Below are 23,028 nucleotides of genomic sequence, written 5' to 3'. Positions count from 1 at the left end.
GTGAAGATTTTTACCAATAAAGATATTAAAAATTTTTTTGTTGCAGTATCGTGTATATTGTTTGGTTTTATTTTTTTACTTCAATTGTCTGCATGGCTGTTTTACGGCACATTGAACCTTGTCATGCTATTACTGTCTTTGCTCGCTGCATTGTGCATTTTAGGAGTTTGCTTTCTTTATTTTCGCAAACAAAATCAGATTATGGAAGAAGCGGTATCTCAAATCAATTTATACCTTTCAGGAAATACAGATGTCCGAATTAATTGCGACAAGGAAGGCAGCTTGTATAAACTTTTTCATGCAGTAAACACACTGGCCACGGCACTTAATGCCCATGCGGTAAAAGAGCAGAATGTAAAAGAGTTTTTGAAAAGTACTATTTCCGATATTTCTCATCAGCTAAAAACACCCCTTGCCGCTCTTTCGATTTACAACGGACTTTTACAGGACGAAACAGTAGATATTGCCGATGTAAATGAATTTGCCGTAAAGTCAGAGAAAGAGATTGAACGGATTGAAATACTCGTTCAAAACCTCTTGAAAATTACGAAGTTAGACGCAGGGGCTATTATTATAAAAAAGGCACCTGTAAACATAGCAAATATGATAAATGATATTTATCAGCATTTTGAATTTCGTGCCAATAAGGAACAGAAAGTCATTATCTTGTTAGGACCAGATGACACCCAGCTTTTTTGTGACAGGGATTGGATAACAGAAGCTATTAGTAACATTGTAAAAAATGCACTCGACCATACAAACGCAGGAAGTCAGATTACAGCCCAGTGGAAAAAACTCCCGGCTGTTACACAGATAACCATAAAGGACAATGGCAGCGGTATACACCCGGAAGATATCCACCATATTTTTAAACGGTTTTACCGCAGCCGCTTTTCAAAAGATACTCAAGGTATCGGTCTTGGACTGTCCCTTGCAAAAACAATCGTAGAAGCACATGACGGTAATATCACGGTAGATAGTGTGTTGGGAAAAGGAAGTACATTTGTTATAAATTTTTTGAACCTTACTTAAATGTAAGCGGAAATTCATGTGGGAGTAAGGTGCCAATGTTACCTTGTCATCAGGTGGTTAGAAACACGTGATAAAATGGCCACTTAGAAAGGTCTGATAAGATATGGATTTATTAGAAGTAAATGCAATTAGTAAAACCTATGGTACAGGTGAAGCTGCGGTAAACGCATTGAAAAATGTGAATTTTTCTGTTCCTAAAGGAGAATTTATCGCCGTTGTAGGGGAATCCGGTTCCGGAAAAAGCACACTGCTTAATATGATTGGGGCACTGGATACCCCAACTTCCGGTAAGGTGTTAATTGACGGCAAAGATATATTCAGTATGAAAGATGAAAAACTAACTATATTTCGCCGCAGAAATATTGGTTTTATTTTTCAGGCATATAATCTTATTCCTGAACTGAATGTTGAGCAGAATATAACTTTTCCCGTGTTGCTGGACTATAAAAAACCTGATAAAGCGTATGTAGAGGAATTATTGACGGTTCTTTCCTTGCAGGACAGGCGCGGCCATCTGCCCCGGCAGCTATCCGGCGGGCAACAACAGCGAGTGGCGATTGGCCGTGCCCTGATTACCCGCCCCATGCTGATACTGGCCGACGAGCCAACCGGAAATTTGGACAGCCAGAACAGCAATGAAGTAATTTCACTTTTGAAAACCGCGTCAAAACGCTACCAGCAGACAATCATTATGATTACGCACAATCGGAGCATCGCGTCTGCAGCTGACCGGGTACTACAAGTATCGGACGGCGTTTTAACCGATTTGGGGGGATACGCCGAATGAATAGTTATCTTGGTTTAATTAAGGAATACGGAATAATCCATAAGAAAAAGACACGAATAACTATCATCTGTATTGCAATCGCCGTTTGCCTTGTTACAGCTATTTTCGGTTTGGCCGAAGCAATGATACAGGCTCAAACTATTGGTCAAATCAAGGCAAATGGTTATTGGCATGTTGCTTTCAAAAATATAGATGATGAAACCTCATCGCTCATTCAAAATCACACTGAAATAGAGGTTGCCGGTTGGCTTTCGAGTACACAAGAAGGAATCCTTGGAACAGAAGCTATTGCAATAATGGGCGGTGATGAAGCAATATCCGGCAATATGGGTCTTACCGTTAATAATGGACGATTCCCTCGATTGGCAAATGAAGCTTTGCTGGACGAACATTTTGTAAAGGAGCTTGGTATTTCATTATATGACACCGTAAAAGTAGTGTTATCGGACGGCAGCACACATGACTTTGTTATTACCGGAACTTACAACAATACCCCGTTACAGCTAAAGGATGATACCCATGGTCTGTTTTTATCCTATGATGGCATACGGAAAATTAGCAGCGGCACAAGCGGATACACTTACTATGTTCAGTTTAAGAGCGGCGCTAATATGAGAAATGCCATCGATACAATAAAAGAGGATTTCAATTTGTCAGATGAACAGGTATCAGAAAATCCGGCGCTTCTCGGATTGACTGGACAAAGCCGCGATAGTTTTATAGTAAGTACCTATATCATAGCGGTTATCTTGTTTATACTTGTACTTGCGGCCGGAACATTGATGATTGCAAGCAGCATTAACATGTCTGTCCGGGAGCGGGTTCAATTTTTCGGACTACTGCGCTGTCTTGGTGCATCAACTTCACAGGTCAAAAAATATGTACTGCTTGAAAGTATCCGGCTTTGCCTGTTTGGAATACCGATCGGCCTTATTGTTGGGACGGTTATAACAATAGCTTCATCGGCATTTTTAAGATACATCAATTCAGCATATTTCAGTGACATGCCAATATTTGACCTAAGCCTGATAAGCCTTGTAAGTGGAACACTGGTTGGATTTTTAACTGTGACGCTGGCCGCACTTTCTCCTGCCAACAAAGCGGCAAAGGTATCCCCGCAAAACGCCGTGTCCGGCAATGCGGCGCAAAACACTATGTTTACAACGAAAGCAGCATGGAATATAAAACGAATTAAGCCGGAAACATCACTTGGGATTTCCCATGCGTTCTCTGATAAAAAGAATATTATTTTAATGACAGGTTCATTCGCCATCAGCATAATACTCTTTCTTTCCTTTAGTGTTATGGTTGATTTTATGGGGCAGGGAATACGAGCGTTAAAACCATACACGCCGGACATTTCTATTGCAAGCAGTGACAATTCTAATTCATTGGATAAAAAGATTTTAAAGCAGGCGCAAAATATAAGCGGTGTAAAACGCGCCTTTGGCCGTATGTTTGAAGATGTATCTATAACAAGCGTTTATGGTGATGCTAAAATCAGCTTAATTTCTTATGAAGAAAATCAGTTTAAGTGGGCAAAACAGGAATTGGTTTCCGGCAACATCGATACCGTAATAAATAAAAACAATACTGTTTTAGTTGTTTATTCGGATAACTCTAATTTGCATGTTGGCGACACTTTTACAATAAAAACAGCACATGGCAAAAACACCGTCTATGTTGCCGGGGTACTTTCAAACAGTCCATTTGTCAATGAAGCAGATATACAGACCGTTATTTGTTCCGAGCAGACATTTCAAGGTTTAACCGAAGAACAAGGATATTCGGTAATAGATACGCAGCTTGCAAGAAATGCAAGTGAGGATACAGTTACGCAACTACGCAGGCTTACTTCATCTGAACAGATTTTTTCAGACCGGCGGGAGGTCAATACAGGAGCCAAAGCAGCATACTACTCCTTTGCACTGTTTATATATGGCTTTCTTGTAATAATCGCGTCTATTACTGTATTCAATATAATTAACAGCATGAGCAACAGCGTTTCTAACAGGAAAAACAGATATGGTGTAATGAAAGCAATCGGAATGACTGGAGGGCAACTCCACCATATGGTGATTGTTGAAGCGGCAACCTATGCGATATGCGGTTGTCTGGCCGGGCTTATTATAAGTCTGCCTATTCACAGGCTGATATTTCAAATGCTGATAACGTCAAAATGGGGGCTTAATTGGCAAGTACCCTTTGGAACGCTTGCAATTATAATCGGCATTACTATATTATCAACGGTTTTGTCCGTCATACGTCCAGTAAAAACACTTAATAAAATGAGCGTTACAGATATTGTCAACGCACAATAAAAGACTAAATCAAAAAGAGTCTTCCCAAACTTAAATTATAAACCTGATTAATTATTAGGTAATAATGGTAAGTTTTAGGAAGACTCTTTTTGAATAAAAAAAACATTGAAAAAATATACATTTTTAGTTAAAATAGATATATAAAAATCGTTTTTTGTTATTTTATGTAGTATTTTGGCGTTATCATTGAATCATTCTTATATCATAATATTTATTTTGCGTATAAAATTAATATCGAGCTAATAATAATTGATTTAATTAGAAAGGCGGGTTTTAATCAAATATTCTGAGGGAGAAGTAGTTGTCAGCGAAATAAAAAGCATCAAGTTATAGCTGGAACAAATAGAGCAAAGGGAGACTGCATGTTAATCCAACGTGATTCTTACTTAGAAGGAGAATTTGATGAAACTGAAAAAACCTATTATAATTTTCTTGATTTTTATCAGTAACTTAATAACTTATCAAAATAAGTATGATTCTTTAATAAAGGATTTTAAAAATAATGCAATATCAAAGGAAGCTATTTTGAATCGGCATATAGATTTAATCAGTGGTTATGCGGACATTATATCTATTTTTGGTAATGGTATTTATCAGAGTACAGAATCAGGTAATTCCGGATTTCTTAATTTTATTAAATTTAATTCAAAGGAAAATTATTTCCATGCAGATGCCATCGGTGGTACAAAAATGGAAAAAACAGAGGGAAATTTAACCGGTGCCGGAAAGATACCAATTGATAAATCTGTAAGGGATGAATTAAATTTAGCGGTACATTTTAATAAAGTTTTTAATAAACTATACCATAAACTTCCGGATATAAAATGGATGAGTTATATCAGTGAGAATAATTTTATTAACCGATACCCTTTTATATATTCAAGAGATTTCCGATATACAGAGGATTTAAAGAAGCAGATATTTTATACAAAGGCAGCACCAAAGGAAAACGATAGTCAAAAGTCTGTCTGGACGCCGGTGTACTTAAACCGTGATAAAACAGAACTGATCGTTACATATTCAATACCTATTTATTATAGAAAACAATTTATGGGTGTCGTAACAATTGATTTCTCAAATTTTCGTTTCAAAGAAATGATAGATTCAAAATTTGAAAGCTGCCTGATTGATGAAAATGGTTTTGTAATAGCTTCCGGGCATAAAAAAGAATTGGGTAAAGAGATGATTTCCATGGAAAAATTTATGGATATTTCAGATTTTACCGCTAATACTATGAAACATATGGAAGTAAATAAGGTAAAACGAATTAATGATTATTATGTTTATTCCATTCGTTTAGCCAATGCACCCTGGAAATTGTTTATACGTGTACCTGCCTGGACTATATTATTAGAATCAGTTCTTACAACACTGCCTATTATGTTAATCTGCCTTTTCTTATTATTGACCATGAATGAAGCAGAGAAAAGGAAAAAAACAGCCAGATTATTAAGGGAGTCTATAGTGGAATTAAAGTCTTATCAGAAATTGTTAGAGAGCGCTGCTAAAATGGATTTTCTAACAACCACTTACAATCGAAGGGGTTATGAGGAAAAATTAATCGAATATATGAATGAGGCGGAAGAGAATAAATCACCTATTTCCGTTTTAATTGCAGATATCGATTTTTTTAAACAATATAATGATACTTATGGACATACGGCAGGTGATAAGCTTCTAATTAATGCGGCTGATATTATGAAAAGAAATGTAACGAAAAAAGATATTGTCTGCCGTTGGGGTGGTGAGGAATTTCTAATCTTATTATTTAATAAGACGTATGAAGAAGCACTTAGAATAGCAGAAAATATCAGAAAAGATATAGAAACTTCTGTTACTAAATTAGAAAATTTTCAAACAATAACCTTTACTATTACCATTGGTGTGGCGGAATACGAGAAAGCGAATAATTTTGACCAGTGTATTTCGAGTGCGGATAAAGCATTATATGAAGGAAAAGAACAGGGGAGAAACAAGGTAGTTGGCAGCAGAGATATAGTTACAGTTCCGTGAACAATAACAGACTTCGCGATGCACACAAAATGGGGCGGAAGCATTTTGTCACTGCAATTCTCCGGTATTCTGTGTCAATACACTCACAAAAAATACATTCTGTTGTTACCTGTGAACAGTAACCAGTAATGAGATTTACAGTAATTAAATTTAGAAAAAGATATTTACATTAAAATTGGTATAGTATTATAATTAATTTAGCAGTAAAATTATTACATTCTTATATGGAGATGAATAGATGAAAAATGGGATAATATATCTTAAAATAACTGTAAACCTAATAATTTTTGTTTTAGGACTGCTTTTTGTCATATTCATATTCCCTAAAATTTTAGCATTTTTTATGCCATTTGTAATTGGTTGGATTATATCCATGATAGCGAACCCGCTTGTTAAGTTTTTGGAGAAAAGAGTGAAGATCTTAAGAAAGCATAGTTCAGCAATTATAATCATAGTTGTCATTGCAGCAGTTATTGGAGCTTTATATGCTTTAGTATCCTTAGTTATCAAGGAGTCAATTGGGTTAATGCGTGACTTGCCTGATATTTATAAAAGTATAGAGAATCAGTTAAATGTATTATCAGTTAAATTACAAGGGGTATATTCCTTACTTCCTGCCGGCTTAAAAAATATGGTGGACAGGATGAATATAGATATTTCTGAATATGGATCAAAGTTAATGGCGGACGAAAATATGCCCACTATTAGTGAAGCCGGAGCATATGCAAAAAATATTGTTAAAATGCTGCTTATGACAATTATAACTATTTTATCGGCATATTTCTTTATAGCAGAACGGGATAATCTATCAAGAAGTATTAGAAAGATTATGCCTGGCCCAGTGGTGAAGAGCTATACTTTGATAATTGATAATTTTAAAACGGCAGTTGGTGGTTATTTCAAAGCTCAGTTTAAAATTATGCTGATACTGATCATAATACTATTCATTGGTTTGGAATTATTGAAAGTAGATTATTCTCTCCTGTTGGCAATTGGTATTGCATTTCTGGATTTCCTCCCTTTCTTTGGAACGGGTGCGGTAATCTGGCCGTGGGCATTGGCAGATTTTTTACTTGGCAATTATCTAAAAGCAGTACTGCTGATTGCGATTTACCTTATCTGTCAAATTGTTAAGCAGGTACTGCAGCCTAAAATGGTAGGAGACAGTATCGGAATCAATCCGTTTGCAACTTTGGTATTTATGTTTGTCGGTTATCGTTTTATGAATGTACTTGGAATGATTATTGGTATACCAATTGGAATGATTTTAGTTAAGTTTTACCAAATCGGTATGTTTGACAGAGTGATAAAAGGATTTAAAATTATAATTCATGATTTAAATGAATTTCGTAAATTCTAGGACTTTAGTATGAATCATTACTAATTTTAATTAGGTAAATAAGTTACTTTAAATAACCCTGGTTTTTTCGTAATTATTGTTGACCAAACTATAAATATTATATATTATTTAGATATTGAATGCGAAGGAATAAGGGAATTTGGGGAAGACATTATACTGAAAGGGATAAAACTATGAAAGAAAATAATCTGCAGAATAATGCTAATTCAATTGTCACTGCCAATGAAATACGAGCAATATTAAGTGATTTTCGTATAGGCAAAAAACCTCTTGCAAAACTATTGGGTTGGGGAGAAACCACCATCATAAGATATATAGAGGGTGATATACCGACTGCGGAATACTCCAACAAATTAAAAACCATAGCGGAAGAGCCGGCTTATTATTATGAATTATTACTGGAGAACAAAGATAATTTAACCAAGGTAGCTTATCGAAAAAGTTTGCAGGCTGTGCTGGAAAAATTGACAGAGAAAAAGATTAATCTGATTGCACAGTATATGATTTATTTCAGTCAGGGAGATATGTCTCCAAGTTATCTTCAATGGCTTTTATATTATTCCCAAGGTTTTTCCCTGGCATTATTTGATAAAGAAATCTTTGAAGATGATTATAATGTGAATCAGGAAAATGCTCCTTATTACCAGCTTTATTCGACGATGAAAAAACATGGTGTTAATGTCTTCGAAATTCCCGAAAGCAGACTGGCAGAAGAAGAAATGAAACTTATTAATAAAATTCTTGACACATTCTGTTGGTACGGCCCTAAAGCACTGAAATCAATCACGACGTCAGAACGATCTAATTTCCGGATATCCCGGGATAAAGAAGGCAGAAAGATTATTTCAAAAGAAACGATAAAGAATTATTTTAAAGATATTTTAGTTCAATATGATATACATAATATGGACGATATCAATAAGTATCCTGACAGAAGGTTTATGCAGTTAAAAGGTATCTGAAGCTTATAGAAAGTCTTAGTTGTTTTAGAAATCAGCGAATCATTAGAATAATTGAAATAAGAATTACTTAAGCAATTTCTTATATATTTTGGTCCGAATAATCTGGGGTGAAATATATAAGAAATTGTTTATTTTAAACAAGTAAAACGGTGTCATAAGTTTATCTGGACGAATGAGTTTCTTTTATTCAGGTATCGAAGTTTTAAAACCGGTTATTTTTTGATAGATGTGATATTTGGGCTCTAATTTAATTGGCTGATAAGAGAGTTTTGCTTTTCTAAGGCCCTCTTGGCCTAAATCATCTTCTCTGTTCACAATTTTAGCTTCGGGGAAAGCATTAATTAAAAATTGCTGATTGATAAAGTTATATAATCCGGGTATGTTTATATTTGCTTTTTCAATGTGAATAAACGCACATTGTATATCAGGAGCATAACTTCCAATCGAATAGGCTTCCAATTTATTATCTATATAAACACCGCCTAATTCACAATCAATTAATCCGCAGTTTCTAAAAAGTCTGTGTATACCGTTTTCCTCCATGCGCATACTGCCGTGTTTATCTTCATAGTCACGGTTATCCAGCCATGTATCATGAAAAGCCTCTATTTCGTCAATATCGGAGCAGGAAAGAGATTTATATTCATATCGTCCTGAATAGTTCTTTAGAAAAGAATTCAAATGGTTTTTTTTCTTGTGATATGCCTTTCCGCTTAAGGTTCTTAACTTTTCGGCGTCATACATATAATCATAAGAGTCCCTGTCATCAACAATATCAAAGTCGTCCATAAAACCAGGAATTGTTTTAAGAACTTCCAGAAAAACCTCGTCTACCAGATACATATTTAAAGGTTCATGCAGCGTTTGATTCCAGTGGTTTTTAATTTCCATAAATACATCTTTTATATCTTCCGTTTTACACATGGGCATCATTGGACAGTTGCGATTCCTTGATTTAATTAGACACACCATATAAGTATCATTACGGTAATAAAAAGTATCATAATATTCTTCCCATATAATTGCATTAATTGATTGACGTTCCGATATATAGATTGGACGTAAGTTATTGTATTTCTCTAAATACATGCTGTCCATTATAGTTAATTTTTTAAATTCTATCCCCATAGATATCACTCCAGATTATAAAAAAGCAGCTGGTTGCCATTGGCAGCCAGGCCGCCTTTCATTTAATTTTTATTTGTTCTGACTGTTTCTCTTAGCTCTCATACGCATAGTCGGATCTAATATTTTTTTACGGATTCTTAAACTTTTGGGAGTAACTTCTAATAATTCGTCGGTATCAATAAATTCCAGAGCCTGTTCCAGACTTAAAACTCGCGGCGGAGTTAATTTCAAGGCTTCATCAGCGCTGGAGGAGCGGGTATTGGTAAGCTGTTTTCTCTTACATACATTAACTTCAATATCCTCGGCTTTACCATTCTGGCCGACAACCATACCGGAATAAACTTTTTCACCGGGATTAATAAATAAGGTACCTCTTTCCTGAGCGTTAAACAGACCATAGGTGATAGCTTCACCTGATTCATAGGCAATTAAAGAACCTTGTTTTCTATATTGGATATCTCCTTTATAAGGTCCATAATCGTCAAATAATGTGTTAATCATACCATTACCTTTTGTATCAGTCATAAATTCACCGCGGTAACCGATGAGACCTCTGGAGGGAATGGAGAATTCAAGTCGGGAGTAACCGCCGTTTGCAGTTGACATACCCTGCAGTTCTCCTTTTCTCTGACTTAATTTATCAATTACAGTACCGGAGAATTCTTCCGGCACGTCGATGATTGCTCTTTCCATAGGTTCGAGCTGTTTGCCTTTTTCATCATATCTATATAAAACTTCTGCTTTACTTACTGCAAATTCATAACCTTCTCTGCGCATATTCTCAATTAAAACAGAAAGATGTAATTCACCGCGGCCGGATACTTTATAACTTTCCGTAGCATCCGTTTCCTCAACCCTTAGACTTACGTCCGTATTTAATTCACGGAAGAGGCGGTCTCTTAAATGGCGGGAAGTTACATATTTACCCTCCTGTCCGGCAAGAGGACTGTCATTTACCATAAAATGCATAGCAATCGTTGGCTCGGAAATCTTCTGGAACGGAATCGGTACCGGATTATCCGGTGAACATATGGTATCACCAATATGAATTTCTGCGATACCTGATATGGCAACAATGGAACCTACGGTTGCTTCTGTGACTTCAATCTTTTTTAAACCTTCAAATTCATATAATTTGCTGATTTTAACTTTTACATTTTTATTTGGGTCATGGGCATTGACCATAACGGCTTCCTGATTCATTTTAATGGTACCGTTGTCTACTTTACCTACTCCGATACGTCCAACATATTCATTATAGTCTATGGTGCTGATCAGTACCTGTGTGCTGGCATCAGGGTCGCCCTCCGGGGCAGGTATATAATCAATAATAGTTTCAAATAAGGGTTTCATATTTTCAGGTGTATCATCTAATTCTAAAATAGCAATACCAGATTTAGCAGATGCATAAACAAAAGGACAATCAAGCTGTTCATCGGAAGCATCTAATTCTATAAATAATTCTAAAACTTCATCAATTACTTCTGTAGGTCTTGCTTCCGGTCTGTCAATCTTATTAATGCAGACAATAACCGGCAAGTTCAGTTCCAGGGCTTTTTTAAGAACGAATTTAGTTTGCGGCATAGCGCCTTCAAAAGCATCCACAACTAAGACAACACCGTTAACCATTTTTAAGACACGTTCCACTTCACCGCCGAAATCAGCATGACCAGGTGTATCAATGATATTGATTTTAACTCCCTCATAATAAATAGCTGTATTTTTAGAAAGTATCGTAATTCCACGTTCCCTCTCAATATCATTGGAGTCCATAACCCTTTCCTGTACGGTCTGGTTGGAACGGAATACACCGCTTTGCTTTAAAAGCTCATCTACCAAGGTTGTTTTGCCATGGTCAACATGGGCAATAATAGCGATGTTACGAATATCTTCTCTTTTGATTTTCATATAGTACTTCCTTCCTTTTTGGTGTCTTTTGGCACCCTGCAATATATAATTATGCTTAAAATTTACTCACTTATAAAATAATTCCATTACCGGAATTAACGGAACTGTCATATTAAATACAGTTAAGTAATAGATTATAACGTATTATCATGGTTAACTTTTAAAATGAGTAAAGTTCGGAACATTCTAACTTGAATATTGTATCATATAACAGAAAATTTACAAGGCTTTTCATTTACTGTCCCAATTTTTCAGCGTTTTGCTGTCAGGAATAAACCATATTTAAAATAAATTAGGAAATTTTTTGAAATTTTGATTCTAAAATGATAAAAACAAGCATACATATAATAGTGGAGAAAATATTTATCTTGAATTTCAGGACAATGAAATTGGGTGACCAATATATTTGTACAGAGCAGGATTAAAGAGAAGGGAGTCATACGATATGACAGATAAAGTATTTGATAACAATCAAGTAAGTATTGCAGGCGAGGTAATGACTGATTTTGTTTTCAGTCACGATGTATTCGGGGAAGGCTTTTACATCTTAGATGTATCGGTAAGCCGGTTAAGTAATTCCTATGATATTATTCCTATCATGGTGTCTGAGAGACTAATCGATGTAAAAGCAGATTTAAAAGGAAAATATGTGGAGGTAAATGGGCAGTTCCGCTCTTACAACCGGCATGAGGACAATAAAAACCGTTTAGTTCTGTCCGTATTTGCCAGAGAAATTAAAGTTTGTGAAGAAGATATGGATGGAGTAAGACCAAATTATATCTTTTTAGATGGTTATGTTTGTAAGCAACCGATATATCGAAAGACTCCTTTAGGCAGAGAGATTGCAGATATTTTATTGGCGGTAAATCGTCCCTATGGTAAATCTGATTACATACCATGTATTTGCTGGGGTAGAAATGCCAGATTCGCTGAGAATTTTACTGTGGGTGGACACATACAGGTTTGGGGTAGAATCCAAAGCAGAGAATATCAGAAAAAAGTCGGAGAAACCGACTATGAAAGACGTGTAGCATATGAAGTTTCAGTCAGCAAACTGGAATATTTAGAAGAATATTGATAAATTGACTAACCGGACACTTTGCCCGGTTAGTTTTTTGTAATTCGGGAGTTTATAGTCTCCTTATTAATTCTTCGGTAATCTACCGGTGTTACACCTGTCTCTTTCTTAAACAGCTTTGTAAAATAAGAATAATTTCCATAACCAACTTTATCCGATATTAAATTAACGGATAAATCTGTATTGACAAGCAGATCCTTTGCCGTTGCGATCCGTTTTTTGATAATATAATTTACCAGAGAGCTTCCGGTCTCTTTTTTAAATAAACGAGCTGTATAATCAGGATCTAAATATACGATTTCTGCCAAACTGTTTCTGCTGATATCCTCGGTAAAATGTATATCTATATAGTCGCAGATAATTGATGCAACAGATTTCTGGGAGGCAGAAAACTTGGCATAGTCCAGGGAGGTACAGACAAGGTAAGAAATGTACATGATCATGTTTTCAACGGACTTTACGGATAGCTCCAGTAAAATGTCATTAGTTCTGCCTTGTATTAATTTATGTGCCAATATCCCTTTCTCTTTTAGAAAATAATAAATTAACTGAATAATATCAATCTGAAAGCTTGCAATAACCGTATAGTTCAGTTTTTTGGACTGGGATAAGGTGAAGAGGTAATCCTCACAGTATTCGGTAAATAAGGAATGCTTTTCAAGCCTCAGGTATTCGTCCAGCAGTTTTAGGTTAGGTACCATATAATCAGCAGTAACAGGTACATAGCTGCTTAATAAAAAGACTCTGTTTCTGCAGTCTATAATATTTTCATTCATGGAGCGCAGTTGCTGCAACCTATAGTGAAAAGTATCAAAAGTTGCGGGCAGACCAATATAGCAGCTTAAGGAGGAACTAAACTTTTTATTAACTAGGGCAATCAGTTTTTCACAATAATCAGACAGAACAGTCAGTAATTTATCTTCCATGGATTTATCACATCTTAGAATAGCAATAAAATTACCGCTAACTGGATTTAACTCCAACAAAATGTCATAAGGGGACAATACTCCTGCAAATACCTCATGGAAAGTGTTATAAAAACCGGTATTCAGTTTCTTCTCATCTTGATAACAGCATTTAATATTATTATGGGATAAGGTAATGGAATAAAGGTCAAATAAAACAGTCACGAATTCATCGGTTTTTTTATAGGAAAGGTGGTTTTTATTTAATTGGTGTTTTAGTTCTTCTTCCGTATAAGTATTTTCCTGCTTTATATAAGCCATCCAGAAATGTTCTGAAATATTTGTTTTAATATCCTCCCACATGTTAGAAATAGATAATGCTTTTTTTGTCTGCCGTGCAGATTCTGCTTTTTTTACCGCTTTTTTAATAATTAGATTCAGTTTATCAAATTGAATAGGTTTTAAGTAATATTCCAGGCTTTGAAGTTCCACGGCTTTTTGGGCAAATGAAAAATCTGCATAGTTTGTCAAAAAAATAGTCTGTATATCATAATTATTTTCACGAATCCAGGAAAGAAGATCAATACCGGTTCCCTGGGGCATATCAATATCGGTTATTAATATATGTACTGGTTTTTCTTTGATTATTTCTTTTGCTTGGCTGATGTTAGAAACCATAAACACCTCTTTCAACCCTAAAGCTTCCCAGTTCATGTTCTGATTTAAAGCGGACAATACAAATCGATCATCATCAACAAGTAAGATATTCATCAATTTTTCTTATATAAAAACTTTATGCAGTTCTTATATATTCTCCTTTCTGTTTTCTGAGTGCCTATTCTGACTGCAAAGGCAGCCATAATTCAATGGAAGCGCCCATATCATCATTATTGGAGAACTTTAAATCATAAGCTTCTCCATACAAAAAAGTCAATCTTGTTATGGCATTGCTGATGCCTATTCTGGTACCGTCTTCCCCTGCAAGGGATTGCCGGTTGTTTAAGGCATTCAGTACATCTGTAGTAAAGCCGGGACCGGTATCTCTTAAAACAATATGAAGGTAATCTTTTTTCTCTTTTTGGTATTTTTTTACGGAGAGCCTGATTTTTAAGGTTATTGTTAAGGATACACAGTGTTTAATAACATTTTCTATAAAGGTCATCAGGATAAGCGGAGGAATGACGGCATCTCGGGTACCTTCACCCACCTGATATTCATAAGAAAAAGCAGAACCATACCGTAAGGATTGTATGCTTAAATAATCATTTACATGGTTCAGTTCATATTCCAGGCTTATAAAGTCTTTGTTGGTCTGGAACAGGTAACGCAGATAATTTGATGTAAAAAGGGCCATGGTTTCAATCTCTTTGTAACTCTTAGTCTGGGCCATACTATAGATGGTAGTCAGACAATTTAAGTAAAAATGAGGTTTGATCTGCTGTTGTAAGAAACCTATCTGTATTCGTTTCTTTTCCAGTTCCTGTTCGTACAGGTTGATTTTTAATTTCGTGATTTCCCTCATAAGATTCTTAAACTGTTGACTGGCCTGTTCTAACTCAATAATATTGCCGTCCTGCAGATCCAGAAGATTTGTCCCCTCATTTATTTTGGATAGATTAAGGGAAAAATTATGGATAGGTTTGATCACTTTCTTTTGCATATAGAATAAAAAGACAAATAATGTAAGGGCTACGATAAAGGCCATAATAATAACAAAAACCTGAATAAACAGAATACGCTCATAAAACCAGTTATCAATATAGATATTAAGAGTAAAAGGAAGGTTTGTATCCTTATTTGTAAAGACAAGTCTGCTTAAAAAGAGGGGATTACCGACAGACGGATCTTTAGTTCTTTTTTTACTGCTCGTACCGATCAGGGTAGTATTGTTAAAATTTCTCATCAACATATAGCCGTTGGTGCCAAGATTGACATCCTCAAGAGGTTTTAACATATCTTTAGCAGAGATAAAAGCAACAAAGGTCCGGTTATTATATGTAATGGTATAATATAAATAGAAATTATTTCTTATTTTTAGGATTTTCCAATCATTGCTGTTTTTCAAAGTTTCTTTACTTTCAATTTTCTGCATAAGTTCTTTTTTACAGATTTTATAATCGGTATAGGAGAGATTTAAGGCGGAACAGCATAAAAATAAATTTTGTTTCTCTAAAAATAGAAAATACTGGAATTCTTTTCCGGTTGCATATTGATTATCACTGACTCTTGTACGGAAAGTGGTAATGGCATCAATACGGTCCCCGTAATTGGTATTCGTTTCTATGGTTTCCACTAAAGGTTCATGTATGGCAGTCCAACGGACAAAGTGCTCCACAGCCGCTGTTTTTCGTATTGTCTCATTCTGATATAAAGTAATGGTATTGGATATATGAGCAATGTTTTGTTCCCTGGTTGTAATAATAGAAAAAAAACTGACTATGAGATTAATTGCAATAATAGGAATGGACAAACTGATTAATACCTTTATATAATGTTCCAGGGAATAACTGGATCGATACGGTTTCTTTTTCATAACAACTCCTATTTTAATTCTAATAATTATGTTTGATTGTATCAACCATAATTATACAGTAACGGACAGGGATATTCTAGCAATATTAAAAGAAAGGCTGCATAGTGCTAGAGAAATGTCGGAATAGTTCTATAGTCCCCTAACCAGTTTGTGATAAAATTTCCACTAAGGAGAGTATGAGTTACATCCGGATTTATACATGTGGTTAAGTCCACAGATGGGAGCTGTTATGAGAAAAATATCAAAAGAAACAGGCAGAAAAGCTTCGCTGCGGAATGGAATTATAAAGAGTATTCCTTTATATATTCTTTTACTTCCCTCAGCCATACTTTTGTTCTGCTTTGCGTATCTGCCAATGTATGGCCTGGTAATCGCATTTAAAGATTATTCTCCAGGCCTTGGGATTTTTGGGAGTCCTTTTGTAGGACTGAAACATTTTATTAAGTTTTTTCATTCCTACCAATTTTCACTGACATTAAAAAATACTTTAGCTATTAGTGTTTATGGAATTTTAGTAGGTTTTCCGCTGCCGATTGCCCTGGCTTTACTATGTAATCAGATACGAAACCAGAAATTTAAAAAAATCTTTCAGGTTACCACCTACCTCCCCCACTTTATTTCTACTATGGTAATGTGCGGTTTGATCCTGATTTTTTTATCACCTAACACTGGAATCATAGCAAACTTTTTCAGGCTGTTCGGAGTGCAGATACCTAATTTTATGGCAAGTGTAACTGCCTTTAAACATGTATATGTGTGGAGTGATATCTGGCAGCATTTAGGATGGGATAGTATTATATACCTGGCGGCCTTATCCGCTATTGATCCTACTTTTTATGAAGCAGCCACTATTGACGGTGCTTCCACCATGCAAAAGATCCGCTACATAGATTTGCCGCTGATTATGCCAACCGCTATGATTCTATTGATTTTAAGGGCAGGAAATATTTTAGGAGTGGGGTTTGAGAAAGTATTTCTCTTACAGAATACCCAGAATTCCATGGGAAGTGAGATAATTTCCACGTATGTTTATAAAGTGGGCATGCAGAGTTTTCAATACAGTTTATCTACGGCAATCGGGCTTTTTAATACGGTAGTTAATCTGGCAGTACTTTTGGCCGTTAACTGGATATCAAAGAAGACAACTGATACCGGACTGATATAAGGAGGATGTCATTGAGTAAAAGAAAAACAGGACCTGTGAGGATGAAGAAAAGCCCTCAGGACAGATTTGTTGATTTTTGTATCTATACAATTGCAGTTTTAATGATATTAGCCGTTATTTACCCTCTGTGGTTTATAATAATTGCATCCTTTAGCAACCCGGCTGATGTGGCGGGCGGAATTGTATGGCTCTGGCCGAAAAAATGGGTACTTGACGGATATATGGAATTATTCAGGCAATCTGCTATCTGGCGAAGCTATGGCAATACGGTTCTTTATACCGCTGCCGGCACGCTGGTTGCATTACTGGTCAATTTAACTGCAGGTTATGCCATGTCTAGAAAAGATATGGCAGGAAGAAAATGGATTAACTATTTCTATATCATTCCGATGTTTATCAGCGGTGGATTAATACCTATTTATCTGGTGGTAAAGCAGTTTAACTTACTTGATACATTCTGGGTAATGATAGTACCCTTTTCGGTATCAATCTATAATATTATTGTTGCAAGGACTTTTTTTAGTACCAGCTTACCGGAGGGACTTTGGGAATCGGCACAGATTGACGGATGCGGTACCATAAGGTATTTCTTTCAGTTTGCAATACCCTTATCCAAAGCAATTATTGCGGTAATTGGGTTATGGACGGCAGTAGGTATCTGGAACTCATGGTTTAATGCTTTGATTTATTTGCAAAGTGAAAATTTACAGCCATTACAGTTACTGCTGCGAAGAATCTTAATATCAAATCAGTCTCTTCTTGGAGCCGCTACGGGGGAAATGGCATCGGAGCTTCGAAGATTGTCTGATATGATGAAATATGCGTCTATCGTAATTTCTACCATACCGATTATGTGTCTGTATCCGTTTTTACAGAAGTACTTTAATCAGGGGGTTATGATAGGTGCCATTAAAGAATAACAGGAGGATGTAAAAATTATGTTTAAGAAAACAGTAAGTGCCATAGTTATGGCAGCTATGTTAGCAGCCGCACTGACGGGCTGCGGGGGAAAAGAAACAGCTACCGGTACATCGGAACCTGCCGCACAGGAAAAAACGACTGACAGTACAAAGTCAGAAAGCAGTACAGCCGAAAAAGAGGCTTTTAAAGTTGCCACCGTCCGCTGGGCAGACTGGGGCGAAGCTTATCACGAGGGTTTTGTGGACACAGCAGCGGATAAAACAGGGATTACGATTAATTGGGAGACAATACTAAATGCCGATTGGGGCGATAAAAAGGCAGTACTGCTGGCCGGCGGGGATTTACCGGATGCATTTCTTGGCTCTATTTGTTTTTCGGCAGCGGAAATAGCCTCCAATCAGAATACGTTTCTTGCATTAGACGACTATATTGATGAAAATATGCCTAATTTTAAAGCTGTTCTTGAAAAAGATCCAATCATGAAAGCACTGGCCACGTCCTCTGACGGGCATATTTATAGTCTGCCAAGTAAAAAGCCCTGCAGGCCTATAGTAGCCAATCAGATGTTTATTAATCAGAAATGGCTGGATAATTTAGGTTTGTCGATGCCACAGACTTATGAAGAATTTTATGAGGTGTTAAAGAAATTTAAAGACGAGGATGCTAATGGCAACGGAGATAAGGGAGATGAAATTCCTTATGGACAGGGATACGCCGATTCAACCATGTTTTTTCTGCTTCCTTTTGGTATGAACATAGGTGCTGATAATACTTATTTAATGTCAGTTAAAAACGGTGAGCCGGTATTTTTACCGACACTGGATTCTTATCGCGAGGGTATTAAATGGATGAATAAAGCTTTTACCGAAGGGCTGATAGATCCTGAAATTTATACTCAGGATACTTCCATGCGCGACGCAAAACTGATGAATGAAACTCCTTTGGTGGGTTGTGCACCGGGTTGGACTGCAGATGCCACTTTTGGACCTAACGCATCCGAATACACGGCTCTTCCGGCACTTAAGGGTCCTGACGGAGAACGTTATGTATCCTCTGATCCGGAACACTGGAATTACAGCAGAAATGAATTTATGATTACAAATACCTGCAAAGATCCGGCTGCACTTCTTAGGTATATGGATCAGTTCTATACGGAGGACGCTTCAATCCAGACATTTTACGGCTCCTTTGGTATAGGTATTGAAAAAGACGGCGATAATTATTCCCTTCTGCCTCCGACGGACGGAAATTCTGCAGATACTTTTGCATGGATCAATTCCTTACGTGATTTTGGACCGAAATATGTTGAAGACGGGTTTAATGACAGAGTAAAATTACCGACAGACAGCGGTGACGGTTTAAAACTGGAATTGGACAAAGAATTAAGCAAGTACGCAAAACCTGCTTATCCCAACGTAAGTTATACGAATGAGCAATTAAATAATTTATCTACTCTTTATATGGATATCAGCTCATATGTAACCACTATGCAGGCAAAATGGGTAACGGAGGGCGGAGTCGATTCAGAGTGGGATACTTATCTTGATACCTTAAAGCAGATGGGATATGATGATTTCATAAAAATCCAGAAAGATGCTTATAAAGCTTACCAGGACAGTACAAAATAAGCAGATTACAGGGACTACTTAAGTTAGTTATCATAGAGTAAGAATGTATTGAGCTGATGGCAAATTAAGCCATCAGCTCAGTTATTATAGATAAATTTCGTAATAGAATCCGATATAAAAGGATGAATAAAGAAGATAACAAACCAGGTAATAAAAAAATAGAAATACAATTCATGATAAATCAATTTGCCCTTTTTCTTTGAAAAGGAAGTATTTATGCAAAATTTATTTATTATCTTAGGGCTGAGCTTATTCACTGAGAGAAACAAAATATATCCCAGACAGGTGCCTAATGTATTAGTCCACAAATCATTTACATCCGATATTCGAAAGCAAAAGAGCTGCATGGTTTCTATGGTCAGGGATAATAAAAAACCCGTAATAACAGTCTTTTTAAAATTATATTTAGCCCATAAAAGGGGTAGTAATAATCCGAAAGGCAGAAATAATAAAATATTATTAACATACTGATCATAATACGGAACGATTCCGTCAAAAAGATTAAAACTGATGTTAGCGTCCAAATTTATAGTTTTAATGGAGGGAATACCGGTAACCAGAAAAATACCTGCCATTAAAAAACAAAAAATATAAGTTCCTAATTTATGATAAATGGAAGCAGAGATATGATTTATATATTTAAACAAGAGCTGAAGTAATATTAAAAGCGGTATCATCAATGTAAAATTAATTGTAGCGTTTGTAAATAATAAAATCAAAAACATAATAGCACCTCTTTTCTATTTCGTTAAATAAATTTTAGCAAAATAACAGAATAATAACCATTTTGAAAACCTTAAGATTGATTAAGATAAAGTAAATAAATCTTTATTTCATATGTAGAAAATAAAGATATTGATTAATTAATTCCAAATTGAATAAGTATAATCAAACCTCAGCTTTGCTCAAAGTCTGAGTATAATAATCATGTTTTATCTAAAATTCATATTGACAAGCAATAAAGGTAATGATAATATGTGTTAAAAGAATTATGGTAGAAGCTTTAAATAAAATTGAATAGATGATTTTTTGGTAGAGGCGCATTTTTTAAGAGTACATAGCTGGATATGGCAGACATATACGAAAGCTGTGGAAAGGAAAAGATGCCGAAATTAAGGCAGAACTGCAGTGCCTTAGTTGGGCATATGGTTAAGAACTATATGACTGTCATCATTTTATTGATGGAGTGCTGCCTAAAGAATGTAAGCCATTAATTTTGCACACTGCTATTTGTAGTTGAAGAATTGGGCGTTACAGGAAAATTCTTTAGTGTCGACTCTTAAGTCGGCTTTTTTTATTTCATAGGAAAGTTCTTAGAACTTCCCTATGAAATAAAAACCCTAACGGGCAGGATGCGCATGACGCGTCAGAGGTAGATTGTCACTAAAGTGACAGCGCGTCAGCGCCAGAGTCTGGTAAACCAGACTCCTTTTATGCAAAAAAATTAGGAGGTGCTGTTATGGCAATATTTAAAGGAGCCGGTGTTGCAATTGTAACACCATTTAAAGAAAATCTGGAAGTAAATTATGATAAGCTGGGAGAATTGCTGGATTATCAGATTGAACATGGAACTGACAGTATTGTAATATGCGGAACGACCGGTGAAGCATCCACTTTGACCCATGAAGAACATTTGGAATGTATTAGGTATACCGTAGATAAAGTAAATAAAAGAATACCGGTTATAGCGGGAACCGGATCCAATAGTACGGATACAGCCATATATCTTTCAACGGAAGCTGAAAAATATGGGGCAGACGGACTTTTACTGGTTACACCTTATTATAATAAAGCTACGCAGAGAGGATTAAAAGAACATTTCACTGATATAGCAAAGGAAGTGAATATTCCGATTATTCTCTATAATGTACCCGGCAGGACGGGATGTAACCTTCTTCCCAAAACAGCAGCAGGGCTGGTAAAAGATGTGGATAACATTGTAGGAATTAAAGAAGCCAGTGGAAACATATCGCAGGTAGCAAGCCTGATGCATCTAACCCAGGGAGACATTGATTTATATTCCGGTAATGACGATCAGATAGTACCGTTACTATCCTTAGGAGGAATTGGTGTGATTTCTGTACTTTCTAATATAGTACCTAAGGAAACTCATGATATCGTTGCAAACTATTTAAATGGGAATGTAAAATTAAGTTGTGAACAGCAGTTAAATTACATACCGTTAATTGATGCCCTGTTTTGCGAAGTTAATCCGATACCGATTAAAAAAGCATTAAATCTTATGGGATTTGAAGTAGGAGGTTTAAGAAAACCTCTAACGGATATGGAACCTGAAAACGTAGAAAAGCTAATAAAAGCCATGAAAGAGAGCGGCCTTAAGATTGTTTAAGATGAATATAAGGTTAAGTAAGAATATTAATAAGTGCCATGAGATAATAGTTACTAGGAGGATAAAATGACAAGAATAATATTACGCGGCTGCAATGGCAGAATGGGCCAGGAGATAACAAAACTTCTTGAATCTGATAAACAGGCAGTTATTGCGGCAGGTATTGATTTACATGAATCAACCGGTAACGGTTATCCTGTATTTACTTCTTTTTCTGCCTGTACTGTAATTGCAGACGTAATTATTGACTTCTCTTCTCCGCAAAAGCTGGACGAAATGTTTGCATTTGCAGAAAAGAATCAATTGCCCGTTGTATTGTGTACAACGGGATTATCGGAAGAGGATCTTGCGATGGTTGAAAAAGCTTCACAGAATATTGCCATATTAAGATCGGCAAATATGTCTGTGGGCGTTAATACTGTGATGAAATTATTAAAGACCGCGGCACAGGTTTTAGCTTCGGCGGATTTTGATATAGAAATAGTAGAAAAACATCATAATCAAAAACTGGATGCACCCTCCGGTACCGCTTTGGCTTTAGCCGATGTCATGAATCAGGTATTGAATCAGGAATATAATTATAAATTTGACCGCTCCGGGGAACGTAAAAAGAGAGAAAAAAAAGAAATTGGTATCTCAGCTGTCAGGGGCGGAACAATTATCGGCGAACACGAAGTGATCTTTGCAGGTTTGGATGAAGTAATAGAAATCAAACATACCGCTTATTCCAGAGCTATATTTGCAAAAGGGGCAATTCATGCTGCGAAATTTTTAGCGGATAAGGTACCGGGTTTGTATGATATGAGTGATGCAATCGATTAAATAAAAGTGAAGGGCTGTAGCATATTTTTCATTAATTATGCATCAGCCCTTTTTAGCTTATAACGGTTAATTTATGGGAAATAAAAGTTATACATCATTAAGCTGACATTTGCCA

Annotated in this window: 17 protein-coding genes and 1 riboswitch; of the genes, 12 read left to right on the top strand and 5 right to left on the bottom strand. The window is 36.0% G+C overall.

All coding sequences use genetic code 11. The annotated features are described in order from the left end of the window. The 6 genes from RBU59_RS09110 to RBU59_RS09085 all read left to right on the top strand — a co-directional run bounded on the left by RBU59_RS09110 (position 1) and on the right by RBU59_RS09085 (position 8,475). Complete coding sequence (locus RBU59_RS09110; RefSeq protein ID WP_308147565.1) at positions 1 to 1,032, top strand: sensor histidine kinase; 1,032 nt, start codon at positions 1 to 3, stop codon at positions 1,030 to 1,032. Between the two features lie 103 nt (positions 1,033 to 1,135). Then, entirely contained in the window at positions 1,136 to 1,819 is a 684-nt protein-coding gene (locus RBU59_RS09105) for an ABC transporter ATP-binding protein (RefSeq protein ID WP_308147564.1), read from the top strand. Next, positions 1,816 to 4,140 carry an ABC transporter permease gene (locus tag RBU59_RS09100; protein ID WP_308147563.1) on the top strand — a complete coding sequence of 775 codons (2,325 nt, stop codon included), beginning with the start codon at positions 1,816 to 1,818 and terminating at the stop codon, positions 4,138 to 4,140. Before RBU59_RS09105 ends, RBU59_RS09100 begins: the two co-directional genes overlap by 4 nt. Before the next feature lie 402 nt (positions 4,141 to 4,542). After that, positions 4,543 to 6,153 (top strand): sensor domain-containing diguanylate cyclase, encoded by a 1,611-nt coding sequence (locus RBU59_RS09095; protein ID WP_308147562.1) that lies wholly within the window; start codon positions 4,543 to 4,545, stop codon positions 6,151 to 6,153. A gap of 238 nt (positions 6,154 to 6,391) precedes the next feature. Continuing rightward, positions 6,392 to 7,513: a sporulation integral membrane protein YtvI gene (ytvI, locus tag RBU59_RS09090; protein ID WP_308147561.1), complete on the top strand. Its 1,122-nt coding sequence runs from the start codon at positions 6,392 to 6,394 to the stop codon at positions 7,511 to 7,513. A 173-nt stretch (positions 7,514 to 7,686) separates the two neighbouring features. Beyond that, the gene (locus tag RBU59_RS09085) at positions 7,687 to 8,475 is read left to right on the top strand and encodes a type II toxin-antitoxin system antitoxin SocA domain-containing protein (protein WP_308147560.1); all 789 of its coding nucleotides are present in this window, start codon (positions 7,687 to 7,689) and stop codon (positions 8,473 to 8,475) included. A 183-nt stretch (positions 8,476 to 8,658) separates the two neighbouring features. Here the strand turns inward: RBU59_RS09085 and RBU59_RS09080 are convergent, their stop codons facing one another. Both RBU59_RS09080 and typA read right to left on the bottom strand, forming a co-directional pair. After that, a complete protein-coding gene (locus RBU59_RS09080; RefSeq protein ID WP_308147559.1) occupies positions 8,659 to 9,603 on the bottom strand; it encodes a DUF2156 domain-containing protein in 945 nt (314 codons plus the stop codon). 69 nt (positions 9,604 to 9,672) lie between these two features. Beyond that, positions 9,673 to 11,511, bottom strand: coding sequence for a translational GTPase TypA (gene typA / locus RBU59_RS09075; protein ID WP_308147558.1), 1,839 nt, complete (start codon positions 11,509 to 11,511; stop codon positions 9,673 to 9,675). Between the two features lie 445 nt (positions 11,512 to 11,956). Here typA and RBU59_RS09070 point away from each other — a divergent pair, with 445 nt between their 5' ends. Then, complete coding sequence (locus RBU59_RS09070; protein WP_161837972.1) at positions 11,957 to 12,589, top strand: single-stranded DNA-binding protein; 633 nt, start codon at positions 11,957 to 11,959, stop codon at positions 12,587 to 12,589. Positions 12,590 to 12,618: 29 nt separating this feature from the next. Here RBU59_RS09070 and RBU59_RS09065 read toward each other — a convergent pair whose 3' ends face one another. Beyond that, positions 12,619 to 14,265: a response regulator transcription factor gene (locus RBU59_RS09065; protein ID WP_308147557.1), complete on the bottom strand. Its 1,647-nt coding sequence runs from the start codon at positions 14,263 to 14,265 to the stop codon at positions 12,619 to 12,621. Between the two features lie 64 nt (positions 14,266 to 14,329). Further along, positions 14,330 to 16,027, bottom strand: a complete 1,698-nt coding sequence (locus RBU59_RS09060) for a sensor histidine kinase (protein ID WP_308147556.1) — start codon at positions 16,025 to 16,027, stop codon at positions 14,330 to 14,332. Positions 16,028 to 16,256: 229 nt separating this feature from the next. On the opposite strand from RBU59_RS09060, the gene RBU59_RS09055 reads away from it, so the two are divergent. The 3 genes from RBU59_RS09055 to RBU59_RS09045 are packed head-to-tail and all read left to right on the top strand — an operon-like array spanning position 16,257 to position 19,741. After that, entirely contained in the window at positions 16,257 to 17,192 is a 936-nt protein-coding gene (locus RBU59_RS09055) for an ABC transporter permease (RefSeq protein WP_308147555.1), read from the top strand. Positions 17,193 to 17,203: 11 nt separating this feature from the next. Next, the gene (locus RBU59_RS09050; protein WP_330698506.1) at positions 17,204 to 18,112 is read left to right on the top strand and encodes a carbohydrate ABC transporter permease; all 909 of its coding nucleotides are present in this window, start codon (positions 17,204 to 17,206) and stop codon (positions 18,110 to 18,112) included. An 18-nt stretch (positions 18,113 to 18,130) separates the two neighbouring features. Beyond that, positions 18,131 to 19,741, top strand: coding sequence for an extracellular solute-binding protein (locus RBU59_RS09045; protein WP_308147553.1), 1,611 nt, complete (start codon positions 18,131 to 18,133; stop codon positions 19,739 to 19,741). A gap of 77 nt (positions 19,742 to 19,818) precedes the next feature. Here RBU59_RS09045 and RBU59_RS09040 read toward each other — a convergent pair whose 3' ends face one another. Then, positions 19,819 to 20,466 (bottom strand): VanZ family protein, encoded by a 648-nt coding sequence (locus tag RBU59_RS09040; RefSeq protein WP_308147552.1) that lies wholly within the window; start codon positions 20,464 to 20,466, stop codon positions 19,819 to 19,821. Positions 20,467 to 20,766: 300 nt separating this feature from the next. After that, positions 20,767 to 20,941, top strand: a riboswitch (Lysine riboswitch). Positions 20,942 to 21,200: 259 nt separating this feature from the next. On the opposite strand from RBU59_RS09040, the gene dapA reads away from it, so the two are divergent. Together dapA and dapB are read left to right on the top strand one after the other, a co-directional pair. Further along, entirely contained in the window at positions 21,201 to 22,091 is an 891-nt protein-coding gene (gene dapA / locus RBU59_RS09035) for a 4-hydroxy-tetrahydrodipicolinate synthase (RefSeq protein WP_308147551.1), read from the top strand. A 66-nt stretch (positions 22,092 to 22,157) separates the two neighbouring features. Next, the gene (gene dapB / locus RBU59_RS09030) at positions 22,158 to 22,913 is read left to right on the top strand and encodes a 4-hydroxy-tetrahydrodipicolinate reductase (RefSeq protein WP_308147550.1); all 756 of its coding nucleotides are present in this window, start codon (positions 22,158 to 22,160) and stop codon (positions 22,911 to 22,913) included. Positions 22,914 to 23,028: the final 115 nt, after the last annotated feature.

This window comes from Anaerocolumna sp. MB42-C2 (assembly GCF_030913705.1).
Lineage (GTDB): Bacteria > Bacillota > Clostridia > Lachnospirales > Lachnospiraceae > Anaerocolumna.
The sequence above is the reverse complement of the archived record's forward strand: the minus strand, read 5'-3'. Positions and strand labels throughout refer to the sequence as shown.

Coding starts and splice junctions, on each gene's coding strand:
- RBU59_RS09100 (WP_308147563.1), top strand. CDS start 1,816: ATGAATAGTTATCTTGGTTTAATTAAGGAATACGGAATAATCCATAAG.
- ytvI (WP_308147561.1), top strand. CDS start 6,392: ATGAAAAATGGGATAATATATCTTAAAATAACTGTAAACCTAATAATT.
- RBU59_RS09065 (WP_308147557.1), bottom strand. CDS start 14,265: ATGAATATCTTACTTGTTGATGATGATCGATTTGTATTGTCCGCTTTA.
- RBU59_RS09070 (WP_161837972.1), top strand. CDS start 11,957: ATGACAGATAAAGTATTTGATAACAATCAAGTAAGTATTGCAGGCGAG.
- RBU59_RS09085 (WP_308147560.1), top strand. CDS start 7,687: ATGAAAGAAAATAATCTGCAGAATAATGCTAATTCAATTGTCACTGCC.
- RBU59_RS09045 (WP_308147553.1), top strand. CDS start 18,131: ATGTTTAAGAAAACAGTAAGTGCCATAGTTATGGCAGCTATGTTAGCA.
- typA (WP_308147558.1), bottom strand. CDS start 11,511: ATGAAAATCAAAAGAGAAGATATTCGTAACATCGCTATTATTGCCCAT.
- RBU59_RS09105 (WP_308147564.1), top strand. CDS start 1,136: ATGGATTTATTAGAAGTAAATGCAATTAGTAAAACCTATGGTACAGGT.
- RBU59_RS09095 (WP_308147562.1), top strand. CDS start 4,543: ATGAAACTGAAAAAACCTATTATAATTTTCTTGATTTTTATCAGTAAC.
- RBU59_RS09080 (WP_308147559.1), bottom strand. CDS start 9,603: ATGGGGATAGAATTTAAAAAATTAACTATAATGGACAGCATGTATTTA.
- RBU59_RS09055 (WP_308147555.1), top strand. CDS start 16,257: ATGAGAAAAATATCAAAAGAAACAGGCAGAAAAGCTTCGCTGCGGAAT.
- dapB (WP_308147550.1), top strand. CDS start 22,158: ATGACAAGAATAATATTACGCGGCTGCAATGGCAGAATGGGCCAGGAG.
- RBU59_RS09040 (WP_308147552.1), bottom strand. CDS start 20,466: ATGTTTTTGATTTTATTATTTACAAACGCTACAATTAATTTTACATTG.
- RBU59_RS09060 (WP_308147556.1), bottom strand. CDS start 16,027: ATGAAAAAGAAACCGTATCGATCCAGTTATTCCCTGGAACATTATATA.
- dapA (WP_308147551.1), top strand. CDS start 21,201: ATGGCAATATTTAAAGGAGCCGGTGTTGCAATTGTAACACCATTTAAA.